This is a genomic window from Serratia sp. 4542, assembly GCF_016805595.1.
In the GTDB taxonomy this organism is placed as follows: Bacteria; Pseudomonadota; Gammaproteobacteria; order Enterobacterales; family Enterobacteriaceae; genus Serratia; species Serratia nevei.
Map to the genome: position 1 here is coordinate 83314 of NZ_RXKV01000010.1, position 15224 is coordinate 98537.

General features: G+C 63.0%; 17 protein-coding genes. 13 read left to right on the top strand and 4 right to left on the bottom strand.

The genetic code is table 11. From position 1 onward, the window contains the following. The first annotated feature begins 1 nt into the window (after position 1). The 7 genes from citX (at position 2) to dhbA (ending at position 7373) form a co-directional block, all read left to right on the top strand. Entirely contained in the window at positions 2–550 is a 549-nt protein-coding gene (gene citX / locus EKL15_RS12620) for a citrate lyase holo-[acyl-carrier protein] synthase (RefSeq protein WP_033654921.1), read from the top strand. Next, the gene (gene citG / locus EKL15_RS12625) at positions 531–1415 is read left to right on the top strand and encodes a triphosphoribosyl-dephospho-CoA synthase CitG (RefSeq protein WP_100396973.1); all 885 of its coding nucleotides are present in this window, start codon (positions 531–533) and stop codon (positions 1413–1415) included. Before citX ends, citG begins: the two co-directional genes overlap by 20 nt. Before the next feature lie 25 nt (positions 1416–1440). Beyond that, positions 1441–2904 carry an anion permease gene (locus tag EKL15_RS12630; RefSeq protein WP_004940821.1) on the top strand — a complete coding sequence of 488 codons (1464 nt, stop codon included), beginning with the start codon at positions 1441–1443 and terminating at the stop codon, positions 2902–2904. A gap of 146 nt (positions 2905–3050) precedes the next feature. Further along, entirely contained in the window at positions 3051–4280 is a 1230-nt protein-coding gene (agp, locus tag EKL15_RS12635; protein WP_100396972.1) for a bifunctional glucose-1-phosphatase/inositol phosphatase, read from the top strand. Between the two features lie 161 nt (positions 4281–4441). Beyond that, on the top strand, positions 4442–5134 hold the full coding sequence (locus EKL15_RS12640) for a 4'-phosphopantetheinyl transferase (RefSeq protein ID WP_080432909.1): 693 nt from the start codon (positions 4442–4444) through the stop codon (positions 5132–5134). Between the two features lie 189 nt (positions 5135–5323). After that, positions 5324–6514 carry an isochorismate synthase MenF gene (locus EKL15_RS12645; protein ID WP_100396971.1) on the top strand — a complete coding sequence of 397 codons (1191 nt, stop codon included), beginning with the start codon at positions 5324–5326 and terminating at the stop codon, positions 6512–6514. A gap of 100 nt (positions 6515–6614) precedes the next feature. Beyond that, a complete protein-coding gene (gene dhbA, locus EKL15_RS12650) occupies positions 6615–7373 on the top strand; it encodes a 2,3-dihydro-2,3-dihydroxybenzoate dehydrogenase (RefSeq protein ID WP_039565253.1) in 759 nt (252 codons plus the stop codon). A gap of 1 nt (position 7374) precedes the next feature. On the opposite strand, the gene rarD is transcribed toward dhbA, so the two are convergent. Further along, positions 7375–8253 carry an EamA family transporter RarD gene (rarD, locus tag EKL15_RS12655; protein WP_087763156.1) on the bottom strand — a complete coding sequence of 293 codons (879 nt, stop codon included), beginning with the start codon at positions 8251–8253 and terminating at the stop codon, positions 7375–7377. Positions 8254–8392: 139 nt separating this feature from the next. On the opposite strand from rarD, the gene alkB reads away from it, so the two are divergent. Next, positions 8393–9040, top strand: coding sequence for a DNA oxidative demethylase AlkB (alkB, locus tag EKL15_RS12660; RefSeq protein ID WP_019452474.1), 648 nt, complete (start codon positions 8393–8395; stop codon positions 9038–9040). On the opposite strand, the gene EKL15_RS12665 is transcribed toward alkB, so the two are convergent. Beyond that, the gene (locus EKL15_RS12665) at positions 9023–9958 is read right to left on the bottom strand and encodes a LysR family transcriptional regulator (protein ID WP_033647920.1); all 936 of its coding nucleotides are present in this window, start codon (positions 9956–9958) and stop codon (positions 9023–9025) included. The genes alkB and EKL15_RS12665 overlap by 18 nt on opposite strands. A gap of 85 nt (positions 9959–10043) precedes the next feature. Between EKL15_RS12665 and EKL15_RS12670 the strand changes: the two genes are divergently transcribed. The 3 genes from EKL15_RS12670 (at position 10044) to nadS (ending at position 11395) form a co-directional block, all read left to right on the top strand. Then, complete coding sequence (locus tag EKL15_RS12670) at positions 10044–10673, top strand: hypothetical protein (RefSeq protein WP_100396970.1); 630 nt, start codon at positions 10044–10046, stop codon at positions 10671–10673. Between the two features lie 64 nt (positions 10674–10737). Then, positions 10738–11061, top strand: a complete 324-nt coding sequence (locus EKL15_RS12675) for a type II toxin-antitoxin system RelE/ParE family toxin (protein ID WP_060420873.1) — start codon at positions 10738–10740, stop codon at positions 11059–11061. A 37-nt stretch (positions 11062–11098) separates the two neighbouring features. After that, positions 11099–11395, top strand: coding sequence for a NadS family protein (gene nadS / locus EKL15_RS12680; protein ID WP_060420390.1), 297 nt, complete (start codon positions 11099–11101; stop codon positions 11393–11395). Positions 11396–11402: 7 nt separating this feature from the next. Here nadS and EKL15_RS12685 read toward each other — a convergent pair whose 3' ends face one another. Continuing rightward, complete coding sequence (locus EKL15_RS12685; RefSeq protein ID WP_025303447.1) at positions 11403–11645, bottom strand: hypothetical protein; 243 nt, start codon at positions 11643–11645, stop codon at positions 11403–11405. Between the two features lie 304 nt (positions 11646–11949). Here EKL15_RS12685 and EKL15_RS12690 point away from each other — a divergent pair, with 304 nt between their 5' ends. Continuing rightward, entirely contained in the window at positions 11950–12858 is a 909-nt protein-coding gene (locus tag EKL15_RS12690; protein WP_203089566.1) for a sugar glycosyltransferase, read from the top strand. After that, positions 12836–14059 (top strand): O-antigen ligase, encoded by a 1224-nt coding sequence (locus tag EKL15_RS12695; protein WP_060439553.1) that lies wholly within the window; start codon positions 12836–12838, stop codon positions 14057–14059. Before EKL15_RS12690 ends, EKL15_RS12695 begins: the two co-directional genes overlap by 23 nt. Here the strand turns inward: EKL15_RS12695 and EKL15_RS12700 are convergent. Continuing rightward, positions 13983–15098: a glycosyltransferase family 9 protein gene (locus EKL15_RS12700; protein ID WP_100396967.1), complete on the bottom strand. Its 1116-nt coding sequence runs from the start codon at positions 15096–15098 to the stop codon at positions 13983–13985. The two genes, EKL15_RS12695 and EKL15_RS12700, sit on opposite strands and share 77 nt — an antisense overlap. Positions 15099–15224 lie beyond the last annotated feature (126 nt).

A 15224-nucleotide genomic window follows, 5' to 3' on the forward strand; every position in this document is an offset into this window, starting at 1 on the left:
GATGGCCGCCGTCGATCCCCAACTGGCTGCTGAACGCGCGGTCAGCCTGCCGGAGCTACTCACCAGCCGCGAATGCCGTCAGGCGCGCCAGCAGGCGTGGCTGGCGCAGCACGAGTGCACGCTGCTGGTGCTGACGCTGGTGGTGCCCGGCCCGGTGAAGGACAGCGCGCTGACGCGCGGCATCTTCAACCTGGGGTGGGCGGCGCTGCTGCGACTGTGCGCCGAACAGGGTTGGCCCAGCCCGCAGGCCGAGGCGCTGGCGCTCTCCACCGGCTGCGAAGGGTTTGTCGCGCTGCGCGCCGATGCCCAGCGGGTGAAGGACTGCGCCATGCAGCTGGAGGTGAGCCGCCCGATCGGCCGGCTGTGGGATATCGACGTGCTGGATACGCAGGGGCGCATTTTGTCGCGCCGCGACATCGGCCTGCCGGAACGGCGCTGCCTGCTGTGCGGCCAACCGGCCAAGATCTGCGCCCGCCAGCGGCGGCACAGCAGCGAGCAGCTGCTGCATGAAATGGAAAGGATGTTCAACGATGCGATCTCTGCCGATTAACCTGCCCGCCCACCGTGCCGAACCGGCCTGCGATTTCGCCCGCGCCGCTTTCCGCGCGCTGCTGGTGGAAGTCAACCTCACGCCCAAGCCGGGGCTGGTGGATCGCCATAACACTGGCGCCCACCGCGACATGGATCTCGGGCACTTCTATCGCAGCGCCCGCGCCATCGGCGTGTGGCTGCCGCGCTTTATCCAACGCGGGCGCGAGGACGCCGCTTTGCCGGCAGAGCAGCAGCTGGCGCGGCTGCGGCCGCTCGGCCTGGCCTGCGAAAACCAGATGTTCCGCGCCACCGGCGGCATTAACACCCACAAGGGCAGCGTGTTCTCGCTCGGGTTGCTGTGCACCGCCTTCGGCCGCCTGCAGCAGCAGGGCCGCGCCATCGGCGCCGAAGCACTGTGCGCCGAGGTGGCGGCGATGTGCCGGGGGCTGGTGGATCGCGAACTGCGGCGCAACAACGCAGGGCAGACCGCCGGCCAGCGGCTGTTCGCCGCGCACGGGTTGAGCGGCGCACGCGGCGAGGCGGAGGCCGGTTTCCGGCTGGTCATTGACGGCGCGCTGCCGCTGTATCGGCAACGGCTGACCGCCGATGGCGACGAACAGCGGGCGCTGCTGGACAGCCTGCTGTGGCTGATGGCCCACAACAACGACACCAACGTCGCCTCGCGCGGCGGCCTGCACGGGCTGCGCTGGCTGCGGCGCCGGGCGGCCTTGCTGCTGGCGCAGGGCGGTTCGGCGGGGGAGGCGGGTCTGGCGCGCCTGCGGCGCTTCGATGCCGACTGCATCGCTCGCAACCTCAGCCCCGGCGGCAGCGCCGACCTGTTGATAGTGACCTGGCTGCTGGCGCAGCTGGGTGCCCAAGAATAATAACCAAGCCTTCAGGAGAGTCCCTATGTCCCAAACCCAGGAAAAGATCTGGAAAGCGATAGCGCCGCTGGCGGTGCTCGCGATCCTGTTATTGATACCGGTGCCCGACGGCATGCCGCCGCAGGCCTGGCACTACTTCGCCATCTTCGTGGCGATGATCGTCGGCATGATTCTGGAGCCGATCCCGGCCACCGCCATCAGCTTTATCGCAGTGACCGTCAGCGTGCTGAGCGCCAACTGGGTGCTGTTCGGCGCGCAGGAGCTGGCGGAGCCGGGCTTCAAGGCCGGTAAAGAGGCGCTGAAATGGGGGCTGGCGGGCTTCTCCAGCACCACCGTCTGGCTGGTGTTCGGCGCCTTTATCTTCGCGCTGGGCTACGAGGCCACCGGGCTGGGGCGGCGCATCGCGCTGTTCCTGGTGAAGTTCATGGGCAAGCGCACGCTGACGCTGGGCTATGCGGTGGTGATCATCGATATCCTGCTGGCGCCGTTCACGCCGTCCAACACCGCGCGCACCGGCGGCACGGTATTCCCGGTGGTGAAAAACCTGCCGCCGCTGTTCGATTCCTTCCCCAACGATCCCTCTTCACGCCGCATCGGCGGTTACCTGATGTGGATGATGGTGGTCGGTACCAGCATCAGCTCCTCGATGTTCGTCACCGGCGCCGCGCCGAACGTGCTGGGCATCGAGTTCGTCGGCAAGATCGCCGGGGTGCACATCAGCTGGATGCAGTGGTTCCTGGCGTTCCTGCCGGTCGGCCTGCTGCTGTTGATCATCGCGCCGCTGATCTCCTACTACCTGTACAAACCGGGCGTGACCCACAGCAGCGAAGTGGCCGCCTGGGCGGATACCGCGCTGGGGGAAATGGGCAAGCTGACGCGCAAGGAATACACCCTGATCGGCCTGGTGCTGCTTAGCCTGTGCCTGTGGGTGTTCGGCGGCAAAATGCTGGACGCCACCGCGGTGTGTCTGCTGGCGGTGTCGCTGATGCTGGCGCTGCACGTGGTGTCGTGGAAAGAGATCACCAAATATTCCAGCGCCTGGAACACGCTGGTTAACCTGGCGACGCTGGTGGTGATGGCCAACGGCCTGACGCGTTCCGGCTTTATCGACTGGTTCGCCCAGACCATGAGCACCCACTTGGACGGCTTCTCGCCGAACATGACGGTGGTGGCGCTGGTGCTGGTGTTCTACTTCGCCCACTACCTGTTCGCCAGCCTGTCGGCGCACACCGCCACCATGCTGCCGGTGATCCTGGCGGTCGGCAAAGGGTTGCCGGGCGTGCCGATGGAGCAGCTGTCGATGCTGCTGGTGCTGTCGATCGGTATCATGGGCGTGCTGACGCCGTACGCCACCGGCCCGGGGGTGATCATCTACGGCTGCGGCTACGTGAAGTCGAAAGACTACTGGCGCCTGGGCGGTATTCTCGGCGTGGTGTATATCGCCGCGCTGCTGCTGATCGGCTGGCCGATCATGAGCCTGTGGTACTGAGTTGAAGCCACGCGGCCACCGCCCGGTGGCCGCGGTTACGATCCTTTCCCGTGAACCCTGTCACACACTTGTCACACTAACCCCGCCATCATACTCGGGCAAACGCTAACACCTTAAAAATAATCATTTTCCGGGAGCCTCTGCGGATGAGAAAAAAAACGCTATTGCTGTGCCTGCCTTTGTTATTCACCGGGAGCGCGCTGGCGGAAGCCGGCGGTTATCAGCTGGAACAGGTGCTGGTCATGAGCCGCCATAACCTGCGCGCGCCGCTGGCCAACAACGGCAGCGTGCTGGCGCAGTCTACGCCGAAGGCCTGGCCGGCCTGGGAAACGCCGGGCGGCCAGCTGACCACCAAGGGCGGGGTGCTGGAAGTGTATATGGGGCACTACTTCAACGCCTGGCTGAAGCAGACCGGCCTGTTGCCGCAAGAGGGCTGCCCGACCGCCGGCAGCGTGTACGTCTACGCCAACAGCCTGCAGCGCACGGTGGCCACCGCGCAGTTCTTCAGCAACGGCGCGTTCCCCGGCTGCGACGTCAGCGTGCACCATCAGGACAAGATGGGCGAGATGGATCCGACCTTCAACCCGATCATCACCGACACCAGCGAGGCCTTTAACCAGCAGGCGCTGGCGGCGATGAACGCCGCGCTGGGCTCGCTGAAGCTGGACGCCTCTTACCAACAGCTGGCGAAGATCATCGACTACAAGGATTCCGCCGCCTGCAAGACCGACAAACACTGTGATCTGACCAAAGAAGCCAGCGTGATGAGCGCGGTGCCGGGCAAAGAGCCGGGCGTCTCCGGCCCGCTGCGGGTGGGCAACTCGCTGGTGGACGCCTTTATGCTGCAGTATTACGAAGGTTTCCCGATGAAAGAGGTGGCCTGGGGCAAAATCGCCACCCCGCACCAGTGGCAGCAGCTGGCACAGCTGAAAGACGGCTATCAGGACTCGCTGTTCACCTCGCCGGTGGTGGCGCAGAACGTCGCCAAGCCGCTGCTGACCTACATCAACAACGCGCTGCTCGGCGAGCGCAAACCGGACGCGCCGAAGCTGACGGTGCTGGTCGGCCACGATTCCAATATTGCCTCGCTGCTGTCGGCCATGCAGTTCCAGCCGTATCAGCTGCCGCAGCAATACGAGAAAACGCCGATCGGCGGCAAACTGGTGTTCCAGCGCTGGCGCGACGCGCAGAACGACCGTGAATTGCTGAAGATCGAGTACGTCTATCAGTCCACCGAACAGCTGCGCAAGGCGACGCCGCTGACGCTGCAAACCCCGCCGCAGCGAGTAACGCTGGCGCTGAAAGGCTGCCCGATCGACAAAGACGGCTTCTGCGCCTGGAGCGATTTCGAAAAGACCATGAAAGGCATCTTGTAATGCCCAGCCTCTCTCCCGCGCGCGGGGGAGAGGCCTCTCCCCATCCCGGCTAACGCGCCGCCACGCAGGCCTTAACGCCATTTATTTTGCCCAGGGTCATTGTTGCAGGCCGTTTCGGGGGCTAACATCATCAGCCTGCCTGTTTATCATGGATACCGCCGTTGCCCACTTTTATCCGCAGTATCGAATTTTTCACGCCGGACGGCTATCCAGGCCAGGTGGCGCGCTGCCATTTTGCGCTGGCGGAGTATCGCGACGAGCGTTTTCCCGAGGCGGGCTTTGCGCTGCCGGATCATCTGGCGCGTGCGGTGCCGAAGCGCCGCGCGGAGTATCTGGCCGGGCGTGTTCTGGCGCGGCAACTGTTGGCGCCGCTCGGTTTTGCCGACTTCACGCTGGCGCGCGGCGAAGATCGTGCGCCGCAGTGGCCGCCGGGCATCGCCGGGGCGCTGAGCCATAATTCGGATACCGCGCTGTGCGCCGTGCACCGCGAGAGCGGGCTGGGCGGCGTGGGGCTGGATGTGGAGACGCTGCTCTCCGACGTGCGGGCGGAGGAGCTGTGGGGGGCGATCGTTTCCCCGGCGGAGCGCGAGGCGTTGCTGCGCGAGGCGCTGCCGTTCAATGAACTGCTGACGCTGACGTTTTCCGCCAAAGAGAGCCTGTTCAAGGCGCTTTATCCGCAGGTGCGCTGTTACTTCGATTTTCTCGATGCGCGCATGGTCGCCGTGGATATGCAGCGGCAGACGTTTGTATTAGCGCTGCTTAAGACGTTGACGCCAAATTGCCCCGCCGGCCGCCGGTTTAACGGGCGTTTTTGGCGTGAAGGTGACGATGTCACGACTTTTATTTTCTGCTAAAACACAATAATAACAGTGTGTTATTTCTTACTTTGCCGTAACGCGGATTTGCCGCAGCGGGCGGAAAGATTCATTCATCGGAGATTGACCCACGGTGGGGATCCGGTGTAATTTATCCTCCTTTTATAGCTAATGATAATTATTCGCATAAACATTATCATTGGTAAGGCGCAACAAAGGAGTGGTCTAGTGGCGACACTGACGACAGAAAACCAAACCTTCCCCGGGTTTGTGTACGCCGAACAATCGACCTTTTTGTACCGGTCCGAATTCCGTTCCCTCTCCGCCGATGGCGTGTTCGAGCGTATCGAGACGCCGGCGTTCGGCGGTGAGCAGGAAGGCAGCGCGCTGGCGCAGCATATCCGCCAGGCACTGGCGCGCGCCAAAGCCGCCGGCCAGGAGACGCCGGTGGTGGTGGGCGCCATTCCGTTCGATACGCGCCGGCCTTCCAGCCTGTACGTGCCTGAAAACTGCCAGTTTGTCGCCAACGACAGCTTTACCCGCGCCGCGCGCCCGATGCTGCAACAGCCGCATCGCCTGGCCGCCTGCACCAGCATTCCGGACGAGCCGCGCTTCAAGCATGCGGTGGCGGAAGCGGTCAGCCGCTTTAAACAGGGCAAGCTGGACAAGGCGGTGCTGTCGCGCATCCTCGACATTGAGCTGGAGCAGCCGGTGGCGGGCCACCAGATCCTCAATAACCTGATGGTGCAGAACCCGAGCGGTTACCACTTTTCCCTGCCGCTGGCAGATGGCGGCGTGCTGATCGGCGCCAGCCCGGAACTGCTGATCCGCAAGCAGGGCGGCGAGATCCACACCAATCCGCTGGCGGGCTCGGCGCGCCGTCAGGACGATCCGCAGCAGGATCGCCTCGGCAGCGAGCGCCTGATGCGCTCGACCAAAGACAAATACGAACACAAGCTGGTGATCGACGACATTCGCCGCCACCTGGCGCCATTGTGCGCCAGCCTGAGCGTGCCCAGCGGCCCGTCGCTGCTCAGCACCGGCACCATGTGGCACCTGTCCACCCGCATTCGAGGTGAGCTGCTGAACCCGAATCTCAACGTGATGCAGCTGGCCTGCCTGCTGCATCCGACGCCGGCGCTGTGCGGCTTCCCGACCGAGAGCGCCCGCCAACTGATCGCCGATCTGGAACCGCACGATCGCGGCCTGTTCAGCGGCATCGTCGGCTGGTGCGACGCCAACGGCGACGGCGAGTGGGCGATCGTCATCCGCAGCGGCCTGCTGCGCGGCAACCGGGTGCGGCTGTTCGCCGGCGCGGGCATCGTCGCCGCTTCGACACCGCAGTCCGAGTGGATGGAAACCGCCGCCAAACTGGGCACCATGCTCAACGCTTTCGGCCTGAACAGCGGCGCGCTGTAGGCCTCTTTGCGGCGCAGTGCGCGCCGCGTCATACGCTTTCGCAGGAGACAACGATGAACAACAACATGACCCGGCAGCGTGCCCGGATGGCGGTGTGCGCATGAGCATTCAAATGGATTTCACCGGCAAACGCGTGTGGGTGACCGGCGCGGCGCGCGGCATCGGCGAGCAGATCGCCCGGCATTTTTTGACGCAGGGCGCCGAGGTGGTGGGATTTGACCGCGAGTTCGCCAACCCGGATCTGCCTTACCCTTGCGTGACGCTGGACATCAGCCGGCCGGAGCAGGTGGAGGCGGTGTGCCGCCAACAGCTGGCGGAGAACCCGCGACTGGACGTGTTGGTCAACGCCGCCGGCATTCTGCGCATGGGCAATACCGAAGATCTGAGCGTGGATGACTGGCATCAGTGCATCAACGTCAACGCCTCGGGAGCGTTTTACCTGTTCCGCGCCGTGCTGCCGCACTTCAAGGCGCAGCGCAGCGGGGCGATCGTCAGCATCGGCTCCAACGCCGCGCACGTGCCGCGCGCGCAGATGGCGGCCTACTGCGCCTCCAAGGCGGCGCTGACCAGCCTGAACCACTGTGTGGGGTTGGAGATGGCGCCGTTCGGCGTGCGCTGCAATCTGGTGTCGCCGGGCTCGACCGACACGCCGATGCAGCGCGGCATGTGGCAGACCGACGACGCGCAGCAACGCACCATCGCCGGCTTCCCCGAGATGTTCAAGCTGGGGATCCCGCTGGGCAAAATCGCCCGCCCGGATGAGATCGCCAACGCGGTGTTGTTCCTGGCCTCCGATTTGGCCAGCCACATCACCATGCAGGACATCGTGATCGACGGCGGCGCCACGCTGGCCGCCTGAGTCAGACCCGCTGGCGGCGCAGCAGGTGCTGCGCGCCTTCCGCCGCGAGCAGCAGCACCGCCAGCCAGATCGCCAGATAGGTCGGCCATTCGCTTTGGCCGATGCTTTCGCCGAGCAGCAGCGCGACGATCACCAGCAGCACCGGTTCCACATAGCTCAGCAGGCCGAACAGGCTGAACGGCAACAGGCGGCTGGCAAGGATGTAACACACCAGCGCCACGGCGCTGATGACGCCGAGCAGCGGAATGCGCCAATACAGCTCGGCATTGATCTGCAGCGCCGCTGCGCCGCCGTCGCCGAAGGCGAACCAGGCCGCCGCCGGCAGCATCAGCGCCAGCTCGCACCACAGCCCGCCGAGATTGTCGGTGCCGAAACGCCGCCGCAAAATAAAGTAGAGCGGATAGCCCAGCGCCACCACCAGCGTCGGCCACGAGACGCCGCCCGCCTGATACAGCTCATTGCCCACCCCCACCATGGCGCACGCCACCGCCAGCTTTTGCAGCAGCGACAGCCGATCGCGGTAGATCAAACGGCCCGCCAGCACCATGGTCAGCGGCAGCAAAAAATAGCCGAGCGACACGTCGAGCGCCTTGCCGTGCAGCGGCGCCCACAGGAACAGCCACAGCTGCACCCCCAACAGCGCCGAGGTGAGCAGCAGGCCCAGCAGGCGCTGCGGCCGTTGGCCGAGCCAGGCCAGCGTGTCGCCCACTTTGCGCCAATCGCCGGACAGCGCCATAAACAGCGTCAGGAACGGCAGCGTCAGCAGCGTGCGCCAGCCGTAGACCTGCTCGCCGTTCAGCGGGGTGAGGGTAGAGGTGAAGTAATACATCGCGCCGAACAAGATGGAGGCGACGACCGAAAGAGTGATGCCCTTAATCACACGCATTCCTGGTGAGTGATTGATTTTATGGCGGCTACTGTAGAGAAATTTGCCGCCAACGACAATGGCGTTGCCGGGCGCTGGACAATCGGCGGCGGCGGGTTACAATGATTACTGTGTATTCATACAGGCTTTGGCGATGACAATCGATCTTTTTGAAGACGCGCTGCCGCCGCCGTGGCGCGAAGAGATCGCCCCCGGCGCGGTGGTGATGCACGGCTTCGTGCGCGATCACGGGCCGGAACTGCTGGCGGCGGTGCAGGGCGTCGTCGCCCAGGTGCCGTGGCGGCATTTGACCACCCCCGGCGGGCACGTGATGTCGGTGGCGATGAGCTGGTGCGGCAACGGCTGGACCAGCGACAGCCGCGGTTACCGCTATTCGGAACGCGACGCGCGCAGCGGTAAACGCTGGCCGGCCATTCCCCCCATCCTGATGGCGCTGGCGGACGAAGCCGCGCAGCAGGCGGGCTTCGGCCCCTTCGTGCCGGATTCTTGCCTGATGAACCGTTACGATCCGGGCAGCAAGCTGTCGCTGCATCAGGATAAAGACGAGCACGACTTCGGTGCGCCGATCGTCTCGGTGTCGCTCGGGCTGCCGGCGGTGTTTCAGTTCGGCGGGCTGCAACGCAGCGACCGGGCGCGGCGCATCCCCTTGGCGCACGGCGACGTGGTGGTATGGGGCGGCCCGGCGCGGCTCTGTTTTCACGGCATCCTGCCGGTCAAGGAAGGCTACCACTCGCTGGTGGGGCCGCACCGCATCAACATCACGCTACGCAAGGCGCTTTAGCTGTGGCTCCTGCGCCAGGCAGGCGACGAGATAGTCGATAAACACCCGCAGTTTGGGCGGCAGATACTGGTTAGGCGCGTAGAGTAACCACAGGCCGCCGTGATAGCTGCTGAGGAAATCCCATTCCGGCAACACCTGCACGATCTCGCCGTCGTCGAGCGCCTGGCGGGCGGTAAAATACGGCAGGCTGCCGATGCCAATATGCTGTTTCACCGCGTCCAGCCGCACGCCGGTGTGGTTGGCGGCGTAGCGGCCGCGCACGTTGACCGTCACCGTTTTGCCGCTGCGGCGGAACTTCCATTGCGCGTCGCTCGGCGTTTCGCCCAGATAGATGCAGCTGTGCGCCGCCAGATCGTGCGGGTGCTGCGGCGTGCCGTGCTGCGCCAGGTAGTGCGGCGTGGCGCACAGCAGATGGTCTATTCTCATCAACTGGCGGCCGATCAACCCGGGCGACGGGCGATCGGTGATGCGCAGCGCCAGATCGACCCGATCGTCGATCAAATCCATGTAGCGATCTTCCAGCCTCAGCCTCACGTCCACCTTCGGGTAGCGGCGCAGGAACTCCGGCATGTGCGGATGCAGCACGAAGCGGCCCACCGCCTTGGGCACGCTGACGCTGACCAGCCCCTCGGGCTCCACGGCGCCGCGCCCGCCGATCGCCATGACCGCGTCGGCCGCCGCCAGCAGGGTGCGGCAGTGCGCAAACGCCTCTTCGCCGCTTTCGCTCAGCCGCAGTTTGCGGGTGGTGCGGTGCAGCAGCTGCAGTGCCAGCGCCTGCTCGAGCTTCGCCACGCTGCGGCTGACGGCGGAAGGCGAGGTGCCCAGTTTACGGGCGGCGGCGGAAAAGCTGCCGCTCTCTACCACCTGAACGAAAACGGCCATTTCGGGCAACAGGGCGTAAGAAAGATTTGTGCTCATGACGCAAAGGTCCATTGTAATTGCGGCGGATTATCCCTCGATTATGACATGAATATAATGGCTCTTCGAACCGAGGAGAAAAATGATGACCGAACGACGTTATTACTACAGCGACGATGTACAGGGCCAGGCGCAGGTGTTGAGCTGCGCGCCGGCCGAGGCGGGCGCTTACGCCGTGGTGCTCGACGCCACGCTGTTCCACCCGCAGGGCGGCGGCCAGCCGTCCGACGTGGGGACGTTAGGCGGCGTCGCCGTGCTGCGGGTGCAGCAGCAAGGAGATACCGTGCTGCACTTTACCGCCGCGTCGCTGCCGCTCGGGCCGGTTACGATGCAAATCGATGAAGCGCAGCGCCGCCTGCACGCCCGCTGGCACTCCGGCGGGCATCTGATCGGCTGGCTGGGAGAAACCCGAGGCTGGCGGCCGGTCAAGGCGCATCATTGGCCGGGGGAAGGGCGCATCACGTTTACGCCAGGGCCGGATGCGCAGACGGTAGAAGCGGACTTTTTGCAGGCGGAGCTGGCGCGCTTGATCGCCGCCGATTTACCCCGCCGCCAACAGGCGGTGGAGGGGATGCGCCAGGTCGGTTTCGGCGAACTGCCCGCCTACGGCTGCGGCGGCACCCATGTCGCCACGCTGGCGGAGGTGGGGGCAATTGCGATCACCGGCGTAAAGATGAAGAAAGGGCAGCTGATCGTGCAGTATGAGCTGGGGTGAACCCCCTTGATTATCGTACCCTGTACGAGTAGGCTGGAGGGAACGATCGCAGGAGGCGATGATAATGGACTATCTGGAGTTTATCGAAACGACCGTTTTCAGCCGAAAGCGGGCTGAATTGATGAAGGATGATGACTTTCAGGCTTTCCAAAGCTATTTGCTGTTGAACCATCATGAAGGGGATACGATCAGCCACACGGGCGGATGCAAAAAGATACGCTGGGGGCTGGACGGAAAGGGAAAACGCGGCGGCGTAAGAGTGATTTATTATCTGACGGCGCCCAGCGGCCGAGTCTATTTATTGTTGATATACCGTAAAAATGAAAAGGATGATTTATCCGGACAGGAAAAGGCGATATTGAGATCCATCGTTCAACAACTTGATTAACGATGGCGAAATGGCGTGACGAAGGAATTAAAGCATTATGAAAAAAGAACTTTTCGACGATTTGGTCAGCAGTATGAACGAAATGGTGGCGATCGAAAAGGGTAAGATGACGCCAAAATCCGAGCATGTTCACCGTCATGCTATTCCAGACGTCAAGCTGCTGCGCAAATCCCGTGGGATGAAGCAGGCGGAGTTTGCCAAGGCTGTGGGGGCCAGCGTGGGACTGGTGCAAAGCTGGGAGCAGGAACGCCGCATACCCTCGGGGTCGGCACTGAAACTTCTGCTGCTGATTGAGCGTAACCCGGCATTGCTCGATGAGTTGCTGGTGATTTAAATCATACTCAGCGCCCGGCCTGCCGCAGCTGGGTGCAGAACGCGCATTGGCATCCCGCTACCGGCACCGCCGCGCAGCTGCCGATGTTCACCGGCTGGGCATCCATGGCGTGAAAGCCGTAAAACAGATTTTCGATGTTTTGTTCCGCCGCGCGCGCCTGTTCCGGGCGCGGTTCGGGCACTTTTGACTGAAACGCCGCGGCCTTGCCGGCCAGCAGGCTGAGAAACAGCAGCGACAGCTGGATTTTCATCGTCGTCTTCCTTTGGCTGAAGTTGTGATACGTTATAACAAAACCCCATCAATGCCAAGCGGCGGTGCCGCTGCCACTCACGTTATTTTTACGCACTGCAACAGTTTCTCATTCAATTAACACTTCGACATATCTTTTGTCGATACGCTGACTAATAATTCAAATTACAAAAATTGCCTCATTAAACGAATATTTAGATACTCGCTGTGCGGCCTGGCCAGTGCTGACACGTTTTTAAATTCTGAGCATACAGAAAGATGCCTCTGTAGGTATCGTCACGCACTCTGGATAGGACATCGCCACCATGGGCTCTTTTTTTAAGCAGGTCTACCGCTATTCCCACGCGCGCCCTTATCGGCATAACGAAAACCTCTGGCCCTACGTGAAGATCGCGCGCGGCGAAGGCGGTGAAATCGCCGCCTTATGGTACAAGCACCGGCCGGTGCCGATCGTCCCGCTGAGCGAACTGCGCAGCAGCTGCCGGGGGGAGGTGCTGCTGACGGCTACCGGCCCGTCGGTGAAGGCGCTGCGCTTCGAAAATATTCCCGCCATGCCCGCCATCGGGGTCAACGGCGCCTATTTTCTGCATCGGCAGGTGGATTTTTGCTTCTACGTCATCGTGGACATGGGGTTTATCGACAGCCGCCCAGAGATCGTGCGCGACGTCATTCAACGGCCTGAGCTGACGCTGTTCACCACCGTGCACGGCGTGGCGCGCATTCTCGATCGCTTTGGCCCGGCGGCGATCGCTTGCCGATTGGCGATCGTCGAAGACGCGGCCTGCAAGATTTACCGCCCCCGGATCGACAGCGGCGCGCTGTGGGAGCACTACTGCCGGGAAAACGGCGTGGTTTTTGCCGCCGAGAGCCGCATGCTCGGCTTTAGCCAGGATATCCGCTGCGGCATTTTCGATGCCGGCACCGTGGCCTATTGGGCGCTGCAAATTATCGCCTATCTCGGCTTCAAGCAGCTGTTTATCGCCGGGCTGGACATGAACAACTTCCACCTGCCGCGCTTTTACGAAACGGAGCAGGATCGGTTGCCCACGTTCCTGGCGGACAAGGTGGAGTCGCTGGTGATCCCCGCTTTTCGACACGCCGGCGCGATCATGAAAAAGCAGCAGATCGCGATAAAAAACCTCTCCCTGCACAGCGCTATCGGCAGCGATATCTTCGAGAAGGTGGACGGCAATGTTTACTTTCAGCAAGCCTGAGCGGTGTTATCGCTTCGGCAGCGCGCTGTTTTTAGCCTTCGCGTTTTTCAGCGCGATCTTTTGCGGGCAGACCCGCGTCAACAACCTGTTTCATTTGGCGGCGCTGCTATGGCTGGCCGCCGTATTCACCTGGCCGCCGCTGCGGCGGCAGCTGTGGGCCAATCGTCAGGCGCGCTGGGGGGGCGGGCTGGCGCTGATGTTTTTGCTTTATTATTCCCTCAGCGCGCTGTGGGGCGAGACGCCGGGCGACATGCCGTCGGCCCTGACCCACAGCGCCTATATCCTGCTCTACCTCGCCTGGCTGGTGACGCTGCTCGACGGTGAGCGGCGTCACCAACTGCAGTGGGCGATGCTGGCCGGCATGACGGCGCTGTGCCTGTATCTGACGCTGGTCGACGCCCCGTCGATTTATCATCTGCGAGAAACCACCGCCCGCAATCCGGGGCCGAGCAACGTGATCGATCTGGCCGGTTACGCCGCCATCGCCATTTTGTTGAGCCTGATGATTTTCCGCGATACCGGGCAAAAAGCGGCGCTGTGCTTTATCCCGCCGCTGCTGGCATTCATGGTGCTGACGCAAAGCCGCGGCCCGCTGATCGCACTGGCGCTCGCGGTGGTAGTGGCGATGCCTTATCGACACCGGCCGGGACGGTGGCTGTGGTTTCTGTTGCCCGGCGCGCTGGCTGTGGTTCTTGCCGTCGTTTACAGCGCGATCGGCGAAATGTTGCTGACGCGTTTTGGCGAGCTGTATCAACAGAGCTTTGTTCGCATCAGCATTTGGCGCCACAGCCTGGCGCTGATCGAACAGGCGCCGTTCTTCGGCTACGGCTTTGATAAGCAGCTTAACTTTCTCAATTACACCGGCGAGCTGAACCACACCACGCACAGCCTGTACCTCGGCGCGTTGCTGAAGGGCGGCTGCGTGGGTTTCCTGTTGCTGCTGGCGCTGCTGGGATATGGCGCGCGGCTCGCCATCGCACACTGGCGCGCAGGGCGGCGCTGGGAGGCGGGCCTGTTTCTGTTTATGCTGGTGTTCTACAGTTCGCAGGGCATGTTTGTGATCGCCAATCCGGCGGAGTTTTGGTACCTGTTTTGGCTGCCGCTGGCGCTGCTGCTGTCGCAGCCTAAACGGCGGCCGATCGGGACTGTGCAGACGACAGCGCCGCCAGCGTCTTCTCCCACACCTGTTCCGCCGCGATAATACTAAGCGGCTGGCGGCGCTCAGCGGCACTCAGCGCGGCGCTGTCAACCGGCACGTGCATCACCTGATGCCGTTCGCTGTCCTGATAGGGGCCGGTATGCCGCGGGTTAGCGGTGACGAACAGGCTGACGGTGGCGGTTTTCAACGCCACGGCGAGGTGAAGCGGCCCGGTATCGCCGGTTACCAGCACCTGCAGATTGGCGATCGTCGCCAGCAGTTGCGGCAACGTGGTCGCGCCGATATGGCTTACCACCCGCTGTTGCTGTTCTTCGCTCAAACCCGCCATAAATTCCCGCTCGAGGCTGCGCTCCGCCTTGCTGCCAATCAACGCGATCTGACAGTCGGGGGAGTGCGCCAGCAGCCGTTGCGCCAGCTCAACAAAGCGATCGACCGGCCAGCGGCGCAGCGTTTCGGAGGCGCCCATCTGAAAGCCGATCAGGATCTTGCCCGCCGGTTTCGCCAGCGCGGGAAAAGCGACCGGGATGAACATGTCAGGATTGTCGGTACGGCACCCCAATTGCCCCACCATATCCAGCTTGCGCTGAATCAAATGGCCGTCGCTGCTGTGGCTGACGCCGGTCAGCCAGCGCTCCATGCCGCTCGGTTTGTTGCCGTAAACGTCTTTGAACAGGTATTGGCAACCGGCGGCGATGGCGACCAGCACGTCGTAAGGCGCCTTCGAGTGCAGGATGACCGCCAGCTGTGGCCGGTTTTTTCGCAGGCGCCGGATAACGGCCAACATGTCTTTGGCCTTGTGGTCCCAGTAAATCACGTCATGAAAGCAGGGGCTGCCTTCGACCAGCTGCCGGTTTTTATGGCTGGAGACCAGCGTGATTTGCGCGCCGGGATAGCGTTCGCACAGTGCGCGGATGGCGGGCGTATTGAACATCAGATCGCCGAGGGCGCTGGTGGAGAAAATCACGATGCGTTCAAAGGATTGCTGCGGATCGAAGCTCGCTGCGGGCCGGAAATTGCCCGCGATGCGGGTATAGAGACGTAAACCGGCGTTGGCCGCCGCTATTTTCCACTGTTTAGACATTGCAGTTCGCTTCCGCTTGAGATCGGCGGCCACCGTCTGGCGCCGCGTCGTATCATACAAGCGCGGCAACGGCGGGCCAATGGCCCGCAACAGATTGCGACAGATGCTAACGTTATGTTTGCAATT

What these genes read in the sequence shown, in the direction of transcription:
- citX (WP_033654921.1), top strand. Translation starts at nt 2, where the DNA reads ATGGCCGCCGTCGATCCCCAACTGGCTGCTGAACGCGCGGTCAGCCTG.
- citG (WP_100396973.1), top strand. Translation starts at nt 531, where the DNA reads ATGCGATCTCTGCCGATTAACCTGCCCGCCCACCGTGCCGAACCGGCC.
- EKL15_RS12630 (WP_004940821.1), top strand. Translation starts at nt 1,441, where the DNA reads ATGTCCCAAACCCAGGAAAAGATCTGGAAAGCGATAGCGCCGCTGGCG.
- agp (WP_100396972.1), top strand. Translation starts at nt 3,051, where the DNA reads ATGAGAAAAAAAACGCTATTGCTGTGCCTGCCTTTGTTATTCACCGGG.
- dhbA (WP_039565253.1), top strand. Translation starts at nt 6,615, where the DNA reads ATGAGCATTCAAATGGATTTCACCGGCAAACGCGTGTGGGTGACCGGC.
- alkB (WP_019452474.1), top strand. Translation starts at nt 8,393, where the DNA reads ATGACAATCGATCTTTTTGAAGACGCGCTGCCGCCGCCGTGGCGCGAA.
- EKL15_RS12665 (WP_033647920.1), bottom strand. Translation starts at nt 9,958, where the DNA reads ATGAGCACAAATCTTTCTTACGCCCTGTTGCCCGAAATGGCCGTTTTC.
- EKL15_RS12670 (WP_100396970.1), top strand. Translation starts at nt 10,044, where the DNA reads ATGACCGAACGACGTTATTACTACAGCGACGATGTACAGGGCCAGGCG.
- EKL15_RS12675 (WP_060420873.1), top strand. Translation starts at nt 10,738, where the DNA reads ATGGACTATCTGGAGTTTATCGAAACGACCGTTTTCAGCCGAAAGCGG.
- nadS (WP_060420390.1), top strand. Translation starts at nt 11,099, where the DNA reads ATGAAAAAAGAACTTTTCGACGATTTGGTCAGCAGTATGAACGAAATG.
- EKL15_RS12685 (WP_025303447.1), bottom strand. Translation starts at nt 11,645, where the DNA reads ATGAAAATCCAGCTGTCGCTGCTGTTTCTCAGCCTGCTGGCCGGCAAG.
- EKL15_RS12690 (WP_203089566.1), top strand. Translation starts at nt 11,950, where the DNA reads ATGGGCTCTTTTTTTAAGCAGGTCTACCGCTATTCCCACGCGCGCCCT.
- EKL15_RS12695 (WP_060439553.1), top strand. Translation starts at nt 12,836, where the DNA reads ATGTTTACTTTCAGCAAGCCTGAGCGGTGTTATCGCTTCGGCAGCGCG.
- EKL15_RS12700 (WP_100396967.1), bottom strand. Translation starts at nt 15,098, where the DNA reads ATGTCTAAACAGTGGAAAATAGCGGCGGCCAACGCCGGTTTACGTCTC.